This is a genomic window from Pseudomonas sp. R4-39-08 (assembly GCF_003852275.1).
In the GTDB taxonomy this organism is placed as follows: Bacteria; Pseudomonadota; Gammaproteobacteria; order Pseudomonadales; family Pseudomonadaceae; genus Aquipseudomonas.
In genome coordinates this window covers 3,644,284-3,665,028 of the sequence record NZ_CP027733.1, presented here as the reverse complement: position 1 = coordinate 3,665,028, position 20,745 = coordinate 3,644,284, and the positions used below count along the sequence as shown (strand labels likewise).

The 20,745-nt window shown below is 59.3% G+C and carries 15 protein-coding genes and 4 tRNA genes; 12 read left to right on the top strand and 7 right to left on the bottom strand.

Translation table 11 applies throughout. The features are described 5' to 3' along the window. Positions 1-86: 86 nt before the first annotated feature. Genes C4J88_RS16920 through C4J88_RS16910 form a run of 3 tightly spaced genes read right to left on the bottom strand, consistent with a single transcriptional unit; the run spans position 87 to position 5,869 of the window. On the bottom strand, positions 87-1,505 hold the full coding sequence (locus tag C4J88_RS16920) for an efflux transporter outer membrane subunit (protein WP_124407611.1): 1,419 nt from the start codon (positions 1,503-1,505) through the stop codon (positions 87-89). Continuing rightward, positions 1,489-2,658 (bottom strand): efflux RND transporter periplasmic adaptor subunit, encoded by a 1,170-nt coding sequence (locus tag C4J88_RS16915; RefSeq protein WP_124407610.1) that lies wholly within the window; start codon positions 2,656-2,658, stop codon positions 1,489-1,491. The genes C4J88_RS16920 and C4J88_RS16915 overlap by 17 nt, the downstream gene beginning before the upstream one ends. Beyond that, positions 2,648-5,869 (bottom strand): efflux RND transporter permease subunit, encoded by a 3,222-nt coding sequence (locus C4J88_RS16910; protein ID WP_124407609.1) that lies wholly within the window; start codon positions 5,867-5,869, stop codon positions 2,648-2,650. Before C4J88_RS16910 ends, C4J88_RS16915 begins: the two co-directional genes overlap by 11 nt. Before the next feature lie 206 nt (positions 5,870-6,075). Here C4J88_RS16910 and C4J88_RS16905 point away from each other — a divergent pair, with 206 nt between their 5' ends. Next, the gene (locus tag C4J88_RS16905; RefSeq protein WP_124371145.1) at positions 6,076-6,486 is read left to right on the top strand and encodes a hypothetical protein; all 411 of its coding nucleotides are present in this window, start codon (positions 6,076-6,078) and stop codon (positions 6,484-6,486) included. Here C4J88_RS16905 and C4J88_RS27440 read toward each other — a convergent pair. After that, on the bottom strand, positions 6,483-6,644 hold the full coding sequence (locus tag C4J88_RS27440; RefSeq protein ID WP_164485263.1) for a hypothetical protein: 162 nt from the start codon (positions 6,642-6,644) through the stop codon (positions 6,483-6,485). The two genes, C4J88_RS16905 and C4J88_RS27440, sit on opposite strands and share 4 nt — an antisense overlap. A gap of 213 nt (positions 6,645-6,857) precedes the next feature. Here C4J88_RS27440 and C4J88_RS16900 point away from each other — a divergent pair, with 213 nt between their 5' ends. Beyond that, positions 6,858-7,520: a peptidase C39 family protein gene (locus tag C4J88_RS16900; protein WP_124407608.1), complete on the top strand. Its 663-nt coding sequence runs from the start codon at positions 6,858-6,860 to the stop codon at positions 7,518-7,520. Between the two features lie 251 nt (positions 7,521-7,771). Here C4J88_RS16900 and C4J88_RS16895 read toward each other — a convergent pair whose 3' ends face one another. From C4J88_RS16895 to folD, 3 genes are all read right to left on the bottom strand, one after another. After that, positions 7,772-8,905, bottom strand: a complete 1,134-nt coding sequence (locus tag C4J88_RS16895; protein ID WP_124370322.1) for an IS4 family transposase — start codon at positions 8,903-8,905, stop codon at positions 7,772-7,774. A gap of 104 nt (positions 8,906-9,009) precedes the next feature. Continuing rightward, a complete protein-coding gene (gene pbpG, locus C4J88_RS16890; protein WP_124363392.1) occupies positions 9,010-9,933 on the bottom strand; it encodes a D-alanyl-D-alanine endopeptidase in 924 nt (307 codons plus the stop codon). A 206-nt stretch (positions 9,934-10,139) separates the two neighbouring features. Further along, on the bottom strand, positions 10,140-10,994 hold the full coding sequence (folD, locus tag C4J88_RS16885; RefSeq protein ID WP_124371143.1) for a bifunctional methylenetetrahydrofolate dehydrogenase/methenyltetrahydrofolate cyclohydrolase FolD: 855 nt from the start codon (positions 10,992-10,994) through the stop codon (positions 10,140-10,142). Positions 10,995-11,268: 274 nt separating this feature from the next. Here folD and C4J88_RS16880 point away from each other — a divergent pair. The 10 genes from C4J88_RS16880 (at position 11,269) to C4J88_RS16835 (ending at position 20,693) form a co-directional block, all read left to right on the top strand. Beyond that, a tRNA-Arg gene (locus C4J88_RS16880) sits at positions 11,269-11,345 on the top strand. A gap of 32 nt (positions 11,346-11,377) precedes the next feature. Beyond that, positions 11,378-11,453 (top strand) — tRNA-His (locus C4J88_RS16875). Positions 11,454-11,508: 55 nt separating this feature from the next. Beyond that, a tRNA-Leu gene (locus C4J88_RS16870) sits at positions 11,509-11,593 on the top strand. Between the two features lie 77 nt (positions 11,594-11,670). After that, positions 11,671-11,746: transfer RNA gene (locus C4J88_RS16865), tRNA-His, on the top strand. A gap of 400 nt (positions 11,747-12,146) precedes the next feature. After that, positions 12,147-13,457: a trigger factor gene (gene tig, locus C4J88_RS16860; protein WP_124407607.1), complete on the top strand. Its 1,311-nt coding sequence runs from the start codon at positions 12,147-12,149 to the stop codon at positions 13,455-13,457. A 91-nt stretch (positions 13,458-13,548) separates the two neighbouring features. Continuing rightward, entirely contained in the window at positions 13,549-14,184 is a 636-nt protein-coding gene (gene clpP / locus C4J88_RS16855) for an ATP-dependent Clp endopeptidase proteolytic subunit ClpP (protein WP_003174822.1), read from the top strand. Between the two features lie 112 nt (positions 14,185-14,296). Continuing rightward, entirely contained in the window at positions 14,297-15,580 is a 1,284-nt protein-coding gene (gene clpX / locus C4J88_RS16850; RefSeq protein ID WP_010209414.1) for an ATP-dependent Clp protease ATP-binding subunit ClpX, read from the top strand. A 190-nt stretch (positions 15,581-15,770) separates the two neighbouring features. Then, positions 15,771-18,167, top strand: a complete 2,397-nt coding sequence (gene lon, locus C4J88_RS16845; RefSeq protein WP_124367501.1) for an endopeptidase La — start codon at positions 15,771-15,773, stop codon at positions 18,165-18,167. A gap of 148 nt (positions 18,168-18,315) precedes the next feature. Further along, positions 18,316-18,588 carry an HU family DNA-binding protein gene (locus C4J88_RS16840; protein ID WP_003174819.1) on the top strand — a complete coding sequence of 91 codons (273 nt, stop codon included), beginning with the start codon at positions 18,316-18,318 and terminating at the stop codon, positions 18,586-18,588. Between the two features lie 230 nt (positions 18,589-18,818). Then, positions 18,819-20,693, top strand: a complete 1,875-nt coding sequence (locus C4J88_RS16835) for a SurA N-terminal domain-containing protein (RefSeq protein WP_124407606.1) — start codon at positions 18,819-18,821, stop codon at positions 20,691-20,693. Positions 20,694-20,745: the final 52 nt, after the last annotated feature.

The window sequence follows — 20,745 nt, the reverse complement described above, 5'->3', positions numbered from 1 at the left end:
CATGCAAAGTGTGTCTAGCGCAGAACCAATGTGGGAGGGGGCTTGCTCCCGATGAGGCCGGAACTAACGCCGCCGAACGTGCAGCCTCAGCCGCCCGATTCCCAGCCACCCCCCAGCGCCGTCACCAACCCCACACTCGCCTGCAACTGCCGCGTCTGCACCGCCTGCAACGTCCGCTGCGCCTGCAACGCCGCCGTTTGCGCGGTGACCACATCCAGATAACTCACGGCTCCGGCCTGATAGCTGTTCATTGCCAATACTTGCGTGTGCTGCGCCGCATCCGCCGCCGCTTGTTCATCCTGCGCCTCCTGCTGCAAATCCCGCAGTTGCGCCAGGTTATCTTCGACCTCGCGCACGGCCTTCAGCACCTGGCTGCGGTACTGCGCCGACGCTTCTTCAAACTCGGCCTTGGCCTGGCGTTCGTTGGCACTCAAGCGCCCGCCATCAAAAATCGGCAGGTTCATCAACGGCCCCAGCGCCCAATACCGATTACCCGCCGCAAGCAGGTTGCCCACGCCCTGGGTCTGGCCGCCGATCAACCCGGTCAGGCTGAAGTCCGGATACCAGGCCGCCTTGGCCACGCCAATGTTGGCATTGGCCGCAAACACGCGCCGCTCCGCCGCCGCGATATCCGGGCGACGTTGCAGCAGATGGCTCGGCAGCTGTGAGGGAATACCGGGCAAGGCAATCAATTGCGGGCTCGGCGGCAGGGAGAAATCGCTGGCCGCCACGCCGACCAGTTCACCGATGGCATGCTCGGTCAGGTTGCGCTGCCCGCACACGTCATCCAGCTGCGCCTTGGCCTCGGCCAGTTGACTCTGCGCACGGGTCAGGTCCAGTTCCGACGCAATCTGGCCTTCATAGCGGCTGCGGGTGAGTTGCAGCGCCTGGCTGAAATCCTCCAGCGAGTGGGCGAGAATCCGGCTCTGCGCATCCAGCCCGTTGAGCTGCACATACAGCGTCGCCAACTGGCGTTGCAGGCTCAATCGCGCCACCGCCAGGTCATCGCCGGACGCTTGGGCCTGGGCGTCGCCGGCCGCGACCTGGTTGCGGATTTTGCCCCACAGGTCCAAGTCGTAACTCAACGAAAACCCGGCGGTGTCGCTGTTGTACACCGACGGCTGTGTCGTGCCGCGCAAGGGTCTGGAATCCGATTGCCGCTGGCGCAACGGCTGCGCGCTGGCGCTGATCTGTGGGAAAAGCCCGGCATGCAATTGACTGGCATACGCCTGGGACGCGTCGAAATGCGCCAGCGCCGCGGCCAGGTCCGGGTTGGCCTTGAGCAGTCGCTGTTGCAGCTCATCGAGGGTTGGATCGTTGTACAGTTTCCACCACTGAGGCCTCAGTTGATCGGACGGCTGCGCGCTGTGCCACGGGCCATCGCTGGTGTGTTCGCGGTAACCCGCTGGCAGGTCAATCGACGGCACCTGATAGCTGGGCGCCAGGGAGCAGCCTTGCAACGCCAGCAGCAGGCAGGCCGCAAAAGGTTCAAGCCTTGGGCGCATGGGCACCCCCTGTGGCGTCGGCCAGTTGTACCGGGTCGCCTTCGCGCAGGGCGTCGGGCGGGTTGTCGATGATGCGGTCGGCGGGTTGCAGGCCCTGGTCGATCACCAGGCGTTCGCCCAGGTCCAGGCCGATATGAATGTCTTGCAGGTGCACATGGTTGTGCTGGTCCAGCACCGCGACCTGGGTGCCCTGGGCACGGAAGATCAAGGCACTGGCCGGGATGCTCACGCCGTGGGTGTCCGCCGGAATCGGCAGGGTGGCTTCGGCGTAATCGCCGGGCAGCAGCTCACCGTTCGGGTTGTCGGCGACGAACTGCGCGAGCAGGGTGCCGGAACGCCGGTCGATGGCGGTGGAGTCGCCGATCAGGTGCGCCTTGAAGTGTTCGCCCGGATGTTCGGGCACGCTCAGCTCGGCTTCCAGGCCGGGGCGGATCACCGCCGCGTAGTTCTGTGGCACCGGCACGTACAGGCGCAGTTGGTGGGTGTCGGCGATGCTGAACAGTTCCGGATCGCTGTCGGTGTCGGCCTTGATCAACTGGCCGATATCGGTGTTGCGCGCGGTGATGGTGCCGGCGAACGGCGCACGGATCGTCTTGTAGCTTTCCAGCGCGCACAACCGCGCATAGTCGGCGGCGGCAGCCTGGGCATTGGCTTTGGCGGCGGCGGCGTTCGAGGTTTTTTCATCGGCTTCCTGGCGCGATACCGAATGACTGGCCAACAGGTTTTGCCAGCGCGTTGCGGTGGTGGCGGCAAGGCGCGCATTCGCCTGCTCCTGAACCAGGTGGGCGTGGGTTTGCGCCAGTTGTTGGTCCAGGTCCGGGCTGTCGATTTGCGCGAGGACCTGCCCGGCCTTGACCTGGCTGCCGATGTCGACCTTCCAGTCTTTCAGGTAGCCGCTGACCCGCGCATGGATCGGCGCTTTGCTCCAGGCCTCCAGGTGCGCGGGTAAGCGCAGGGTATCGCCGACGGCATTCTGTTTGGGTTGGAACACCAGCACCTGGGGGATGGCCGCGGTTTCCGTCCAGGCGCTGACCGACTGTTCATGCAGCGCACGGGCATGCAAGCCGTTGGCGACCAACAGGGCGGCCAGGGTCAGGCCGCCGACACCCAGGAGCATCAGACGCTTGCGCGAGGGTTTGTGATCAGACGACATGGGGCATTTCTCCAGCAGTTGCGCGGGTAGGGTGACGGCCGTGGACCAGGCTGAAAACCACGGGAACAAACAACAGGGTGGCGATGGTGGCGAAGATCAAGCCGCCGATCACCGCGCGGCCCAACGGCGCGTTCTGCTCCTCGGAAAGCGCCAGGGGCAGCATGCCGATGATCATCGCCAGGGCGGTCATGCACACCGGGCGAAAGCGCGTGTAACCGGCCTCCATGGCGGCTTTCAAGGCATCGCCGTGTTCGGCCAGGCGTTCACGGCAGAAGCTCACCACCAGGATCGAGTTGGCGGTGGCCACGCCCATGCACAGGATCGCGCCGGTGAGGGCCGGCACCGATAACGAGGTGCCGCTGAGAAACAGCATCCACACGATCCCCGCCAGTGCGGCGGGCAACGCGGTGATGATCACGAAGGGGTCGGCCCAGGACTGGAAATTGACCACGATCAGCAGGTAGATCAGCACCACCGCGCCGAGCAGGCCGAAGCTCAACCCGCTGAACGCCTCATGCAGCGCATCGATCTGCCCGTGCAGGCTGATCGTCGCGCCTTTGGGGCGCATGGACGCGGTGTCATCCAGCACTTTTTGCACATCACGGGCGACGCCGCCGAGGTCGCGGCCCTGCACGTTGGCATACAGGTCCAGGGTGGGTTCGATGTTGTAGTGCGTGACCACCGCCGGGCTTTGTACCCGCGAGATACTCGCGACGCCGCCGAGGATTTGCGACTGGCCGTCGGCACCGGTTACCGGCAGCGCCTCCAGCGCAGGCAGGCTGTCGAGGCGGTATTGCGGCGTTGCGGCGACGATCGAGTAGGACACGCCATTGGCCGGGTTCAGCCAGAACGTCGGCGCCACCTGGGAACTGCCGGCGAGGGAGGCGACCATGCTGTTGGTCACGTCTTTCTCGGTGATGCCCAGGCCATTGGCGCGCAGGCGGTCCACATTCACCTGCAGCGACGGATAACCGGTGGATTGCTGGATACGCAGGTCGGCGATGCCGGGCACGTGTTGCAGGCGCCGTTCGAGCTCCATGGCATAGGCGCGGTTTTCGGCATCGCTGCGCCCGGAAATCTTCACGTCCAGCGGTGCCGGCGCGCCGAAGTTGAGGATCTGGCTGCTGATGTCCGCCGGCAGGAACGCAAAATGGCTGCCGGGGAAGCTTTGCGGCAGGGCTTCACGCAGTTTTTTTACGTAGTCGGCGGTGGGCGCGTGGTCTTTTTTCAGGGTGACCTGAATATCGCCGTCCTGCGGGCCGATGGTGCCGCTGCTGCTGTAGGCCATGTCGATGCCGCTGAGGGGGATGCCGATGTTGTCGACAATGGTGTCCAGCTCTTGGGCCGGGATCACTTCGCGAATCCGCGCTTCGATGCGGTCGAACGCAGCGGCGCTTTCCTCGATGCGCGTACCCAGCGGCAGGCGCACATGCAGTGCCAGCGCACCGGCATCGGTCGCCGGGAAAAAATCCTCGCCCAGGCTCGGCAGCAACACGAACGAGGCCAGCACGCAGGCGAGAAAACCGACGATAAAGCGTTTGCGCGCGCCCAGCGCGAGCAGCAGCAGGCCGTGGTAAGTGTCGCGGATGTTCGAGAAATGCCGCTCGAATCCCTGCTGGAAATTCAGCACCGCTTGCAGCACTCGATTGCGCGGTTTCTTGTGCTGATCACCTTCATGGTGATTGATGAATTCATCTTCCGGATGATGCCCTGCACCTTGCTCCGGCGTGTGCGGCTTGAGCAGGTACATCGCCAGTGTCGGCACCAGGGTGCGCGAAAGAATGAATGAACTGGCCATGGCAAAAATTACCGCCAGCGCCATCGGCCGGAACAGATACCCGGCGATGCCTTGCAGCAAGAACATCGGCACGAACACGATGCAGATGCACAGCAGCGAGACGAACGCCGGACCGACGATTTGCGCGGCGCCGTCGAGGATCGCCGTCTTCACCGCCTTGCCTTGTTCCAGGTGCCAGTTGATGTTTTCGATGGTCACCGTGGCGTCGTCCACCAGAATGCCCACCGCCAGGGCCAGCCCGCCCAGGGTCATCACATTCAGGGTTTGCCCGCTGACCGCCAACAGCGCGATGGCTGACAGCACCGCCAGGGGAATCGAGGCGGCGATGATCAGCGTCGAGCGCCAGCTGCCGAGAAACAGCAGGATCATCGCACTGGTCAGCAGGGCGGCGATGATGCCTTCCTGGGCCACGCTGCCCACCGACTGCTTGACGAACACCGACGCATCGCCCAGCAGTGAGGTTTTCAGCGACGGCGGCAGGGTTTCGTTGATGCGCGGCAGCATCTGGCGGATGCCGTCGATGATCGACAGGGTGGAAATACTGCCGTTCTTCAACGCCGGCATCAGCACGGCTCGATGGCCGTCGACGCGCACGATATTGGTCTGCGGTGGCGAGCCATCCCGCACGTGAGCGACCTGGCCGATGGTGATGATCGCGCCGTCGACATTCTTGATCGGCAAGTCATTGAGCTCATCGATGGCCTTGGGGCTGTTGTTCAGCAGGATCGTGTATTCGTTGCGGCCGAGCTTGGCGGTGCCCACCGGGATGATCTGGTTCTGCAGCGCCAGGGCATTGCCGACGTCCTGGGCCGACAGGCCTTTGGCGGCCAGGGCCTGGGGGTCGAGGTCGAGGGTGATCTGGCGCTGCTTGCCGCCCATCGGCGTGGGCATCGCCAAGCCGGGCAGGGCGCTCAGCGGCAGGCGGATATTGTTCTGCACCAGGTCGCGGATCCTGGCTTCCGACAGGCTCGGGCTGGAGAACGCCATTTGCAGGATCGGTACGGTGGAGGCGCTGTAATTGAGGATCAGCGGCGGCGTAATGCCCGGTGGCATCTGCTTGAGCACGGTCTGTGACACCGCCGTGACCTGGGCGTTGGCGGTGCGGATATCCACGCCGGGTTGGAAGAAAATATTGACGATGCCCATGCCGGGCAGGGATTGGGACTCGATATGTTCGATGTCGTTGACGGTGGTGCTCAGGGAGCGTTCGTAGGTGTAGATCACCCGCCCGGCCATGGCGTCCGGCGACAGGCCGTTGTACTGCCAGACCACGGCAACCACCGGGATGCCGATATCGGGGAACACATCCGTTGGCGTACGCAGGGCCGCCATCGGCCCGATGATGCAGATGAAAATGGCCAACACGATGAAGGTGTACGGCTTGTGCAGTGCGGTCTTTACCAGCCCGAGCATGCGTGGATCTCCGAGAAAAGCAGGGTTGCAAACCCCGGCAGTCTTGCCCGACCCACCTAACACGCACCTTTCAGCCAGGTGAAGGAAGATTTAGGTAACGGCTGAAGATCCTTTCATGTGTATTCATTTGTTCTACAAACAGCAGCTCTTCAAGCTTGTCAGCCATCGGATATGCCTTTTTTACTGATGTGCTTTGGAGCCCTGCCATGTCACCGAAAACCCTGTTGTTGATTCCCGCCCTGGCTGCCGCCTTGGTGTTGTCCGCGTGTGCCGGCCCGATACCCCAGGCCGACCCGAGCGAAGCCTGGATCGGCTTGAAAGAAGAAGCACCGAATGACCTGTTGGCCGAGCGCGTCGACGGTCAGCGCGTGGATGACGGGCGCTACTTTGAAGTGAGCCCCGGGGACCATCGCCTGGACGTGACGCTGTTTGAAGAAGAGCCCGGTGACGACAACCAGCAGGACTGCCAGGGCCGGGTCGAGTACAGGCATTTCAAGGCGGGTGAGCATTACACCCTGGAAGAGTCGAGCCTCGGGACCACCGTGCGCGCAGCGCTCAAGGATGGGCATGGCAAGGAGGTTGCCGCCACGCAAGACTTCACGTGCATGCCCGGCTAAGCGTGATGCGCCGTCGCCTTGCTCGGCTTGGCGGGCGCAGTGGGTTTGACGTGGGGGTGATGATGGCGGCGGGTCACGCGCATGACCCCCCACAACATGGCGGCGGCCACCGCCAGCCAACCGCAGATCAGCATGAAAATCGTCGTTGCAAGGCTCATTCAGGCCTCCCTTCGCCCCATCCGGGGTCTATACACAGTCTTCCCAATGGACAGTCTAGCTACCCGGTGGTTGCCTGCTATTGACCAATGGTCGTGTCTGTCCAACTCGTTTGCTCTATCGCGGGCATTTTACCGACACTGGAGGCTATACCCCTGCCCAAGAGCGTCCTATGATCGGGGCCCTCACCGGCAGTTGATCAAGAGAGTTAAAAATTGCGCTTACGGTCGAACCTTAAAGCATCCATCCTGCTGGCCTGCGCCCTGGGGCTGACGGCCTGTTCCAGCCATCCTTCGAAACTCCCCGGCCTGCCGGAGCGGGTTGAACTCAACGGCGTACCGACCTTTCGCAGCGAGGCTTATCAGAGCGGTCCTACGGCTTTGGCCAGCATGCTGTCGCAACAAGGCATTGTCATGACACCGGGGTTGCTGGATAAGCCGCTGCACTTGCCAGGCGCCGAAGCGGACCTTGAGCGCAACATGCAGAAGCTGGCGCGCGAGTACGGGCTGATGGTGTATCCACTGGAAGCCAGGCTGACCGCCGTGCTGGCGCAAGTGGCGGCGGGCTACCCGGTGATGGCGCGGATCAACTCAAGCTTCTGGTCCGACCCGCGCTATGTCGTGGTGGTGGGATTCAACCAGCAGAAGAGCACGGTGCTGTTGCGTTCCGGCAGGGAGCGGCGATTGATGATGGGCTTCAGCGACTTTGAGTCGGCGTGGAAGAGCGCGGGGAATTGGGCGATTCTTACCCAGCGTCCGAGCCAGTTGCCGGCGAATGTGGATGCGCAGCGCTGGCGCGAGGCGGCGAATGCTACGGCCCAGGCCGGGCAGGAAGGGGCGGCGGCCCAGGCTATCAAGGTCCTGGCAGAACGAAAATAATAAATGTGGGAGGGGGCTTGCCCCCGATGCGCTGGATCAGTAGATATTCATGTATCTGACCCACCGCTATCGGGGGCAAGCCCCATATGCGCTAACCAAACCTCCCTCCCCACAACTCGTCCTGCTGGCGTCCTCGTTTTCGCGGGGATTCACGCAGTGCCTGGCTGATATCTCCCCACTTCTCGATACACGTAAACAACGACAAGTGGGGATTGATCGCGCTGCAAAGTAGCCAGTAAATAAAGGCCATCTCACGCCAGTGACAACGGAGTGGCGGCACTTCCTTTTTCTGTCTCGTCTCCCTCGATAGGGGAAAAATGCTCGCCCGCTGCGATTAACCGCTCAATCAGGCAAGCCACTAATAATTTCCCTTGCAACCATGCTTTTGCGCCTTCCGGATTTTTCTTTCTGAGGTGGGATAACCCCAGCAATGACTTCATCCGCTTGAACGCCAACTCCACCTGCCAACGGTGCCGATAGAGAGCCAAAACCTCCTGCGTATCCAGGCAGTCCAAGGTTGTTACCAGCACCACGTAACCGGCCGCTTCCATCGTTTCAGGTTTCAATTGCTTCTGCTTTTTTTGCCCGACTCTCTTGAGCTTGCACTCGCTTTGCGATCGCTGCTCGTCGGTTTTTCGATAGGCGCACACACGTACTGCAATATCCCCCTTTGAACCTTTCATCACAGCTGCCCACTCGCCCGTTTGCCCTGGCTGCAAGGTCCGTAGTCGCGCCAGTTGCTCAAAAGGCGACCCTTGCTCATCGCTAAGCGGCAGGCTGCTCAGGTTCATTCGTACCAGGATGTCACCGCCTGCATTGAGTACATGATTGACTCCACGCCGGTTGGCAAACCCTCGATCCGCGATGAAAACATCGCCCTGCTGCACCGAAAACCGAGTCAACGATTCGCCTGTTTTGGACGGTGTCACTTGCACTTCACAGCAACGCAACGTGCTGATATCCATCGTGTAATGCAGCCGCCATGTTGAGGTGACCGCGCCAGGCTCCATTACGACACTGCCATCAGCAGCCAGTATCCGTCTCCCCAGCAGCGCCGGGCATTGCATGGCCGCGACCGGCGATTGTTGGATCAACTGCTCTGTGATCCAACCTAGCCAGGCCCCCGATTTGTTGACCCTCTTGAGAAGGCCCACGTCTGATAACTCCAGCAATTTCCCTGTACGCGCTCGCTCTACCGTTTCGACCATCGAGCAATCGGCGCTCATGTACATCAATAACGTGCGCAATAGACTCTCTGGCCCGCTGAATCGGCGACCGAACTTCAGGGCCCCCAGCTCTTTTGCCTTGGCTTCCCATCCAGGCGGTAGTAGTGCCAGGAGCTTGGGCCAGTCTTCATTCAGTTTTTGTGTTGGGTCTATTGTCACTGCTCTCGCATCCTAAAGAGTCAGACTTGATTATATCTTTTGGGGTTTGGTTAGCGCATATGGGGGCAAGCCCCCTCCCACATTTGATCGGTGCTGTCAGTTGACTAGCGACGCACTTCTGTCACACCTGCACGGTTCTTCAGGTTCTTGTCAGCCTTGTAGCGCAACGCCACATCCGGCACCGCGCCGCCCTTGCCGGTTTCGACCCAGCTGCGAATACGACTGGCATCGGCGAAGTGGGTGAATTTGCCGAAAGCATCCAGGATCACCAGCGACACCGGGCGGTTACCCATGCTGGTCACCAGCACCAGGCAATGCCCGGCCTGGTTGGTAAAACCGGTCTTGGTCAGCTTGATGTCCCAGTTGGCCCGGTTGATCAAATGGTCGGTGTTGGAGAAGCCCAGGGTGTAGTTGGGCTTGCGGAACGCCACGGTTTTTTCCTTGGTGGTACTCAGCTGGCTCAACATCGGAAACTTGCGCGCATAGGCCAGCAGCTTGCTCAGGTCGCGTGCGGTCGACACGTTATGGATCGACAGCCCCGTAGGTTCCACGTAATGGGTGCTAGTCATGCCCAGCGCCTTGGCCTTGGCGTTCATCGCGGCAATGAACGCCGCGTAACCGCCCGGGTAATGGTGGGCCAGGCTCGCGGCGGCGCGGTTTTCCGAGGACATCAGCGCGATCAGCAGCATTTCCTTGCGCGGCATTTGGCTGCCGATCTTCACCCGGGAGAACACGCCCTTCATCTCCGGGGTGTCGGTGATGTTGATATCGATGTATTCATCCATGTCCTGCTTGGCTTCCAGCACGATCAGGCCGGTCATCAGCTTGCTGACGGAAGCGATGGGGACCACCACATCGGGGTTGCTGGAATAGATGACCTTGTTGGTCTGCAAATCCACGAGCATGGCGCTGCCGGAGGCGATTTGCAGTTTGGAGGCGTCACGCGGGGCCAGGGTGGTTTCGGCGGCGTTAGCGAAAGTGCCTGTCAGTGCAAAAAATAGGCTGACAATGGAAAGACGAATTTTCACGCGGATGAACTCGCTAAAAAGTAAGAAGTACCGTTTGGGAACGGGTTTGGTGACAAATGGCGTTACATTTTAGGAGTATGGATCAGAAACTGTCGAATGTTCTTCCAGAACCGGACGAAAGTACTTAAAAACTATGAATAAACAGGTTTTATTCGGGCAATAAAAAACCCCGCGATAAGGCAGGGCTTTTTCAGTACGCCTGGTTATCAGCTGTGCAGGGTTTCTGCTGCATACAGCGTATTTTCCAGCAGGCACGCTCGGGTCATCGGGCCTACGCCGCCGGGAACCGGGGTGATCCAGCCTGCGCGGGGCAGGGCGGTCTCGTACACCACGTCGCCCACCAGCTTGCCGTCATCCTGGCGGTTGATGCCGACGTCGATCACGATTGCGCCTTCCTTGATCCACTCACCCTTCACCAGGCCCGGCTTGCCCGCGGCGACCACCACCAGATCAGCGCGGCCCACATGGCCGGCGAGGTCCTTGGTGAAGCGGTGGGTAACGGTCACGGTGCAGCCGGCCAGCAATAATTCCATCGCCATCGGGCGGCCGACGATATTCGATGCGCCAACCACAACCGCGTCGAGCCCATACAGATCGACCCCGGTGCTTTCCAGCAGAGTCATGATGCCTTTGGGCGTGCAGGGGCGCAGCAGTGGGATGCGCTGGGCCAGGCGGCCGACGTTATAAGGGTGGAAGCCATCGACGTCTTTGTCCGGGCGGATGCGTTCCAGCAGTTTGGAGGCGTCCAGATGCTCGGGCAGCGGCAACTGGAGCAGGATGCCGTCCATGTTCGGGTCATCGTTGAGGCTGTCAATCAGGTCGGTCAGGGCCTGTTGAGTGGTCTCCGAAGGCAAGTCATAGGCTTTGGAAATAAAGCCGACCTCTTCACAGTCTTTACGCTTGTGCGAGACATAAACCTGAGAGGCAGGATCGCTGCCGACCAGGATCACCGCGAGGCCAGGCGTGCGCAGGCCTTGCTGGCGACGCTCGGTGACGCGTTTGGCGATCTGCTGGCGCAGGCTGGCGGCGATTGATTTGCCGTCGATAAGTTGTGCAGTCATTACGCGTGATTAACCATCGAGAGGGGGAAGAAAAGTGCGCGCATTCTCGCACGCCAGGGCGCGAGGGCAAAGGCGCTTGGTCTGCAAATTGCCCTAACCCCTTAAATAAAATCAGTTTTTTTTAAAAAAGATTTGACGGGTTTCGGGACCCTCTATACTATTCGTCGCACTTGTCGGGCACAGCCTAGCACTGGTTAGAAGGTCGAGCAGAATTGTTGTGCTGCAAGGCTGGAAACACTTAGTTTGTAATCCTCCAAGAGTACAGATTAATCAGGCGCCCGTAGCTCAGCTGGATAGAGCATCCGCCTTCTAAGCGGATGGTCGCAGGTTCGAGTCCTGCCGGGTGCGCCATTAGGCAGCTTTGGCACAAGTAGCGTTAGATGGTGGGCGTAGCTCAGTTGGTAGAGCACGGGATTGTGACTCCCGTTGTCGAGGGTTCGATCCCCTTCGTCCACCCCATATTTGAAAGGCGCCAGATTAATCGTCTGGCGCCTTTGCTTTAAGAGCTTCAAGCGCGGATGTGGTGGAATTGGTAGACACACTGGATTTAGGTTCCAGCGCCGCGAGGCGTAAGAGTTCGAGTCTCTTCATCCGCACCAAATAAAACGTTGCTCGGCCGTCAGGCAGGGCAGGGTTCAACAAAGAAGTGGTTTGGTTTCTTTGTTAACGCAATATGGTGGGCGTAGCTCAGTTGGTAGAGCACGGGATTGTGACTCCCGTTGTCGAGGGTTCGATCCCCTTCGTCCACCCCATATTCGAAAGGCGCCAGATTTAACAGTCTGGCGCCTTTTTTGGTTTTGGCGGTTTGATTATCTCGGCGGTCGCAGGTACTGGGCCGCATCGGCAGCGCGTTTCGTCGTATTTGTGTGTCTCGATGATGCCGCGTTGCCTGTCCGCTCCGTTCGCGGGGCGGGCCGTCAGGGAGATGAATGGCGGCTTCTTCTATATATAGAAGGGCGGCGCAGAGCCCTGGCGCAATTGGCTGTATTTGTCACCGGGGCGAGGTACTTCAGTGCCTTCGTACCGATAAATTGCCGGCTATTTACGGGTGCATTTTCAGTAGGGTGACTTCTTGAGTTTGACCCACTAGAATGCATGCCCTTGATTGGGGTCGGAAATGGCCGGCTAATGTCTGTGCAACGAGGAATATCCATGCAAGTTTCTGTTGAAAATACTACTGCTCTCGAGCGCCGCCTGAGCATCACCGTGCCGGCAGAGCGTATCGAGACTGCGGTCAACAAGCGTCTGCAGCAGACTGCCCAAAAGGCCAAGATCGCTGGTTTCCGTCCAGGCAAAGTGCCAATGAGCGAAATCAAGCGTCGTTTTGGTGCCGATGCGCGCCAGGAAGCTGTAGGTGACGTGATCCAGGCTTCCTTCTACGAAGCCGTTGTCGAGCAAAAGCTGAACCCGGCTGGCTCGCCTTCGATCGAGCCCAAGTCCCTGGAAGCCGGCAAGGACCTGGAATACGTAGCCGTATTCGAAGTGTTCCCGGAATTCGAAGTAGCGGGCTTCGACGGTATCGCTATCGAGCGCCTGAGCGCCGAAGTGGCTGATTCGGACCTGGACAACATGCTCGAAATCCTGCGCAAGCAGAACACCCGTTTCGAAGTGGTCGAACGTGCCGCCCAGAACGAAGACCAACTGAACATCGATTTCGTTGGCAAGGTCGACGGCGAAGTATTCGCTGGTGGCTCCGCCAAGGGCACTCAGCTGGTGTTGGGTTCCAACCGCATGATCCCGGGTTTCGAAGACGGCCTGGTTGGCGCCAAAGCCGGCGAAGAACGCGTTCTGAACCTGGAATTCCCTGCTGACTACCAGAACCTGGACCTGGCCGGCAAAGCCGCCGAGTTCACCGTGACCGTCAACAGCATTTCCGAGCCTAAGCTGCCAGAGCTGAACGAAGAGTTCTTCGCGCAATTCGGCATCAAGGAAACCGGTATCGAAGGCTTCCGCACCGAAGTTCGCAAGAACATGGAGCGTGAGCTGCGTCAAGCGATCAAGTCCAAGGTCAAGAACCAGGTCATGGACGGTCTGCTGGCCGCCAACCCGATCGAAGTGCCTAAGGCCCTGCTGTCCAACGAAGTGGATCGCCTGCGCGTACAAGCGGTTCAGCAGTTTGGTGGCAACATCAAGCCTGACCAACTGCCGGCCGAGCTGTTTGAAGAGCAAGCCAAGCGTCGCGTCGTGCTGGGCCTGATCGTGGCTGAAGTGGTCAAGCAGTTCGACCTCAAGCCAGACGAAGACCGTGTTCGCGAAATGATCCAGGAAATGGCATCGGCCTACCAGGAACCTGAGCAGGTCGTGTCCTGGTACTACAAGAACGACCAGCAGCTGAACGAAGTACGTTCGGTTGTGCTGGAAGAACAAGTTGTGGATACTGTTCTGCAGAAGGCTAAGGTGACCGATAAAGCGGTCTCTTACGAAGAAGCAGTCAAACCGGCGGAAGCAGCACAAGCCGACTGATTGTCCAACTCGTTGGAAATTCAACCATAAGCCAGCCTCGCGCTGGCTTATGCGTTTTCAAGACATGACTATTTGGGAGTAACTGCAGAGCATGTTCCGTAATTCCTATATTCAGCAGAACTCTGATATCCAGGCCGCTGGCGGCCTGGTCCCGATGGTTGTCGAGCAGTCCGCTCGTGGTGAACGCGCCTACGACATCTACTCGCGCCTGCTCAAGGAGCGAGTGATCTTTCTGGTTGGCCCGGTAGAGGACTACATGGCCAACCTGATCTGTGCGCAACTGCTGTTCCTTGAAGCGGAAAACCCGGACAAGGACATCCATCTCTACATCAACTCGCCGGGCGGTTCGGTGACTGCGGGCATGTCGATCTACGACACCATGCAGTTCATCAAGCCGAACGTGTCGACTACCTGCATTGGCCAGGCCTGCAGCATGGGTGCATTCCTGCTGACCGCCGGCGCCGAGGGCAAGCGTTACTGCCTGCCGAACTCACGCGTGATGATTCACCAGCCACTGGGTGGTTTCCAGGGCCAGGCATCGGACATCGAAATCCATGCCAAGGAGATCCTCTTCATTCGTGAGCGCCTCAACACGCTGATGGCCAAGCACAGCGGGCACACACTTGAAGAAATCGAGCGTGATACCAACCGTGACAACTTCATGAGCGCTGAAGCCGCCCGTGAGTACGGGTTGATCGACGCAGTGATCGAAAAGCGCCCCGCTTAATATAAGCCGCTCAAAATAGGGCTGGTCGGCATGTCCGACCACTGGCGGGCTTGAAAAAGCCCGCATAAGCCTTCATCTTGTGTTGCAAGCCTATCGGATTTGGATCGAACGAATGACTGACACCCGCAACGGCGAGGACAACGGCAAGCTGCTCTATTGCTCCTTCTGTGGCAAAAGCCAGCATGAAGTACGCAAATTGATTGCCGGCCCCTCGGTGTTTATCTGCGACGAATGCGTCGACCTGTGCAATGACATCATCCGCGAGGAGGTGCAGGAAGCCCAGGCCGAGAGCAGTGCGCACAAACTCCCATCGCCTAAAGAAATCAGCGGCATCCTTGACCAGTATGTAATTGGTCAGGAGCGTGCAAAGAAGGTTCTGGCCGTAGCGGTGTACAACCACTACAAGCGCTTGAACCAGCGTGACAAGAAAGGCGACGAAGTCGAACTCGGCAAGAGTAACATCCTGCTGATCGGCCCTACAGGCTCGGGTAAAACCCTGCTTGCGGAAACCCTCGCTCGCCTGCTGAACGTTCCGTTCACCATCGCCGACGCCACCACCCTCACCGAGGCTGGCTACGTGGGTGAAGACGTCGAGAACATCATTCAGAAGCTGCTGCAGAAGTGCGACTACGACGTAGAGAAGGCCCAGATGGGTATTGTCTACATCGACGAAATCGACAAGATCTCGCGCAAGTCGGACAACCCGTCCATCACTCGGGATGTTTCCGGTGAAGGCGTGCAGCAAGCACTGTTGAAGCTGATCGAAGGCACGGTCGCTTCGGTACCGCCCCAGGGCGGCCGCAAGCACCCGCAGCAGGAATTCCTGCAGGTCGATACGCGTAACATCCTGTTTATCTGTGGCGGTGCGTTCTCCGGGCTGGAAAAGGTTATTCAGCAGCGTTCCACCCGTGGCGGCATCGGTTTCAGCGCGGAAGTGCGTAGCAAGGAAGAAGGCAAGAAGGTAGGCGAGTCCCTGCGTGAAGTCGAACCTGACGATCTGGTCAAGTTCGGCCTGATCCCGGAATTCGTTGGTCGTCTGCCGGTCCTGGCCACGTTGGACGAGCTGGATGAGGCGGCTTTGATTCAGATCCTCACCGAGCCGAAAAACGCCCTGACCAAGCAATACGCCAAGCTGTTCGAGATGGAAGGTGTGGACCTCGAGTTCCGTACCGACGCACTCAAATCAGTGGCCAAGCGGGCATTGGAGCGCAAGACCGGTGCACGTGGTCTGCGTTCGATCCTCGAAGGCGTGTTGCTCGACACCATGTACGAAATCCCCTCGCAATCCGAGGTGAGTAAGGTGGTGATCGACGAAAGCGTTATCGAAGGCAAGTCCAAGCCACTGTATATCTACGAAAACAGTGAGCCGGCTGCCAAGGCTGCACCTGACGCGTAAGCGTCTTTGCAGTGGCGGTACAAGCAAGGGGCCTTTCGGGGCCCCTTGTTTTTTTCGGGTGTTTTTGCGGGGTGGCAGATTAAATCGCGTTTATTCATGCGTTTAAGTGCTGGCATTGCGCTTGTTTTTTTTGCATGCAACCCCCATCTTGGTTTCAAGCTTATTTTTCAACTGTCATAGAGGCGAAATCATGAAGACAACCATCGAATTGCCTCTCCTGCCGTTGCGTGATGTCGTCGTCTATCCGCACATGGTTATCCCGCTGTTCGTGGGGCGCGAGAAGTCTATCGAAGCCCTCGAGGCTGCGATGACGGGCGACAAGCAGATCCTGCTGTTGGCCCAGAAGAATCCTGCTGATGATGATCCAGGCGAAGACGCCCTGTATCGGGTCGGCACCGTTGCGACTGTCCTGCAATTGCTCAAGCTGCCTGACGGTACCGTCAAGGTACTCGTGGAAGGCGAGCAGCGCGGCGCGGTAGAGCGTTTCATGGAGGTGGATGGTCACCTGCGCGCCGAAGTGGCGCTGATCGACGAAGTCGAAGCCCCTGAACGTGAATCCGAAGTGTTTGTGCGCAGCCTGCTTTCGCAGTTCGAGCAGTATGTGCAGCTGGGCAAGAAAGTCCCGGCTGAAGTCCTCTCGTCGCTCAACAGCATCGATGAGCCAAGTCGCCTGGTCGACACCATGGCTGCGCACATGGCGCTGAAGATCGAGCAGAAGCAGGACATTCTCGAAATCATCGATCTGTCGGCCCGTGTCGAGCATGTGCTGGCGCTGCTGGATGGCGAAATCGACCTGCTGCAGGTTGAGAAGCGCATCCGCGGCCGCGTGAAGAAACAAATGGAGCGCAGCCAGCGCGAGTACTACCTGAATGAGCAGATGAAGGCCATTCAGAAAGAACTCGGCGACGGCGAGGAAGGCCACAACGAAATCGAAGAGCTGAAAAAGCGTATCGATGCCGCCGGCCTGCCGAAAGACGCGCTGACCAAGGCCACGGCCGAGCTGAACAAGCTCAAGCAAATGTCGCCGATGTCGGCCGAAGCCACTGTGGTTCGTTCCTACATCGATTGGCTGGTGCAGGTGCCGTGGAAGGCTCAGACCAAGGTACGCCTGGACCTGACCCGCGCCGAAGAAATCCTCGATGCCGACCACTACGGCCTTGAAGAGGTCAAGGAACGTATCCTTGAATACCTCGCGGTGCAAAAGCGCGTGAAGAAAATTCGCGGCCCGGTGTTGTGCCTGGTCGGTCCGCCTGGGGTGGGTAAAACCTCGCTGGCCGAGTCGATTGCCAGTGCGACCAACCGCAAGTTCGTGCGCATGGCCCTCGGCGGCGTGCGTGACGAAGCGGAAATCCGTGGCCATCGTCGGACTTACATCGGTTCGATGCCAGGAAGATTGATTCAAAAGATGACAAAAGTGGGCGTGCGCAACCCGCTGTTCCTGCTCGATGAAATCGACAAGATGGGCAGCGACATGCGTGGCGATCCGGCGTCGGCGTTGCTCGAGGTGCTCGATCCCGAGCAGAACCACAATTTCAACGACCATTACCTGGAAGTCGACTACGACCTGTCTGACGTAATGTTCCTGTGCACCTCCAACTCCATGAACATTCCGCCAGCATTGCTGGACCGGATGGAGGTGATTCGTCTGCCGGGTTACACCGAAGACGAGAAGATCAACATCGCCGTCAAATACCTCGCGCCCAAGCAGACTGCGGCCAACGGCCTGAAGAAAGGCGAGATCGAGTTTGACGTTGAAGCTATTCGTGACATCGTGCGCTATTACACCCGCGAGGCCGGTGTGCGGGGCCTTGAGCGTCAGATCGCGAAGATCTGCCGCAAGGCGGTCAAGGAGCATTCCTTGGAAAAACGCTTCTCGGTGAAGGTGACGGCCGATGCGCTGGAGCATTTCCTGGGTGTGCGTAAATTCCGCTACGGCCTGGCCGAGCAGCAGGACCAGGTAGGGCAGGTGACTGGCCTGGCATGGACCCAGGTGGGCGGCGAGTTGCTGACCATCGAAGCTGCCGTGATCCCTGGCAAGGGCCAGTTGATCAAGACCGGCTCTCTCGGCGATGTGATGGTCGAATCGATCACCGCCGCACAGACCGTGGTGCGCAGTCGCGCCAGAAGCCTGGGGATTCCCCTGGACTTCCACGAGAAGCACGACACCCATATCCATATGCCGGAAGGCGCGACGCCGAAGGACGGCCCGAGCGCCGGTGTAGGCATGTGCACGGCGCTGGTGTCGGCATTGACCGGTATTCCGGTGCGCGCCGATGTGGCGATGACCGGGGAAATTACCCTGCGCGGCCAGGTATTGGCCATCGGTGGGCTGAAAGAGAAATTACTCGCTGCACACCGAGGTGGAATCAAGACCGTGATCATTCCTGAAGAGAATGTTCGCGACTTGAAGGAAATTCCTGACAATATCAAGCAGGATCTTCAGATTAAACCGGTTAAATGGATTGACGAAGTCCTGCAAATTGCGCTGCAATACGCGCCGGAGCCCTTGCCGGATGTGGCTCCGGAGATTGTCGCGAAGGACGAAAAACGCGAGTCGGATTCCAAGGAAAGAATTAGCACGCATTAAGGTGTTGAAGCCTGGGGGCTTCCTTGACAGCTTTTTAGAGCCCTTGTTATAAAGCGGCTCTTAAGTGTCTGTAGGCCATTCAGCACTGGTTTTTGCTTTTTACCAAAAAACTTAGAATCATACTCATAGATATATAAGGGGACTTAGAGTGAACAAGTCGGAACTGATTGATGCTATCGCTGCATCCGCTGATATCCCGAAAGCTGCTGCCGGCCGTGCGCTGGACGCAGTAATCGAATCCGTCACTGGCGCTCTGAAGGCCGGCGACTCCGTGGTACTGGTAGGCTTCGGTACTTTCTCTGTGACTGACCGCCCAGCTCGCACTGGCCGTAACCCACAGACCGGCAAAGCACTGCAAATCGCTGCTGCCAAGAAACCAGGTTTCAAAGCCGGTAAAGCCCTGAAAGAAGCCGTCAACTAAGCTTCGATCAAGCCTTTGCTTACCCGGGTCAGACGCAGGTCTGGCCTGGCAGCGGAGCGGTAGCTGACCCACGTATCCATTGGGTCGCCACGCCGGGGGGCAGAGTTAAAACCCCCGTCCGCTCCGCCAGTTACGAGAAGGCGCATCCTCGGATGCGCCTTTCTTCTATCCGGATTCTACCCACGCTCCACGGTTGCCTATTTTGATGTTCAACCGTTTCTGGGGGACGCATGCTGCAAAATATCAGGGACAATTCACAAGGCTGGATTGCCAAGACCATTATCGGGATCATCGTCGCATTGATGGCGTTCACCGGTATCGAGGCTATTTTCCAGGCTTCGGGTAATAACAAGCAGGACGTGGCCAAGGTCAACGGTGAGGAAATCACCCAGACCGAATTGAGCCAGGCCGTCGATATGCAACGGCGCCAGCTGATGCAACAACTAGGCAAGGATTTCGATGCTTCCCTGTTGGACGAAAAACTGCTGCGCGACGCGGCCCTCAAGGGCCTGATCGATCGCAAGCTGCTGCTGCAAGGCGCTGCTGATGCCAAGTTCGGTTTCTCGGAAGCGGCCTTGGACCAGGTGATCCTGCAGACGCCGGAGTTCCAGGTGGACGGCAAGTTCAGCGCCGAACGCTTTGACCAGGTGGTCCGCCAACTGGGCTATACCCGCCTGCAATTCCGTCAGATGCTGACTCAGGAAATGCTGATCGGCCAGGTTCGCGCAGGCATCGCTGGCAGTGGTTTCGTGACCGATGCCGAGGTGCTGGCATTTGCCCGTCTGGAAAAACAGACGCGCGATTTTGCCACCGTCAACGTTAAAGCCGACCCGGCAGCGGTGAAACTCACCGATGACGAAGTCAAAGCCTACTACGACCAGCACGCCAAGGAGTTCATGACCCCGGACCAGGTGGTCATCGACTACCTGGAGCTGAAGAAGTCGTCGTTCTTCGACCAGGTTACCGTCAAGGACGATGAACTTCAGGCTGCCTACGAGAAAGAAACCGCCAACCTCGCTGAACAGCGTCGTGCTGCGCACATTCTGATCGAGGTCAACGACAAGGTCACCGAGGCGCAAGCCAAGGCCAAGATCGAAGACATCCAGGCGCGCCTGGCCAAGGGCGAGCAGTTTGAAGCCCTGGCCAAGGAGTTTTCCCAGGATCCGGGTTCGGCCAGCAATGGCGGCGATCTCGGGTTTGCCGGTCCTGGCGTCTACGATCCAGACTTCGAGACGGCGCTGTACGGCCTCAAGCAGGACCAGGTGTCGGTGCCGGTGCGCACGTCCTTCGGTTGGCACTTGATCAAGCTGCTGGGCGTTGAAGCACCCGAGGTGCCATCGTTCGCCAGCCTGAAAGACAAGCTGACCCGCGAACTCAAGACCCAGCAGGTTGAACAGCGGTTTGTCGAAGCTACCAAGCAATTGGAAGATGCGGCGTTCGAAGCGTCCGACCTGGCCCAGCCGGCGTCCGATCTGAAGCTGACGGTACACACTTCCGCGCCGTTCGGCCGTGAAGGTGGCGAAGGCGTCGCGGCCAACCGTGCCGTGGTCACCGCAGCGTTCAGCCCGGAAGTGCTGGATGAGGGTGCCAACAGCAGCGCCATTGAGCTCGACCCGGAAACCATCATCGTGCTGCGCGCCAAAGAGCACCTCAAGCCTGCCCAGATTCCGCTGGAAAAGGTTGCCACGGCGATTCGCGCACAGATGACCAAGGAGCGTGCGAGCGCTGCCGCCAAAGCCCATGCCGACGAGCTGATCGCCGGCCTGCGTGATGGCAAGATCGCCCTGAGCCAGCCGATTGACGGCCAGGCCTGGAAGGTGACTGAAGCCGCTACCCGTGGCCAGGAAGCTGTCGACCCTGCCGTGCTGCAAGCGCTGTTCCGCATGCCCAAGCCTGCGGGCAAGGACAAGCCGAGCTTCACCACTGTCAGCCTGCGCGATGGCAGCCAGGTGATCGTGCGCTTGAATGGCGTCAACGAAGCTGCTTCGCCTACGGACGAAGAAAAGGCGCAATACCGCCGCGCCCTCGCTTCGCGTATTGGCCAGCAGGATTTTGCGGCCTACCGCAAGCAGCTGGAAACCCAGGCAGACATCAAGAAGTTCTGATGCCGGCTTGAATGAAAAGACCCCGTCCTGAAAAGGCCGGGGTCTTTTTTTG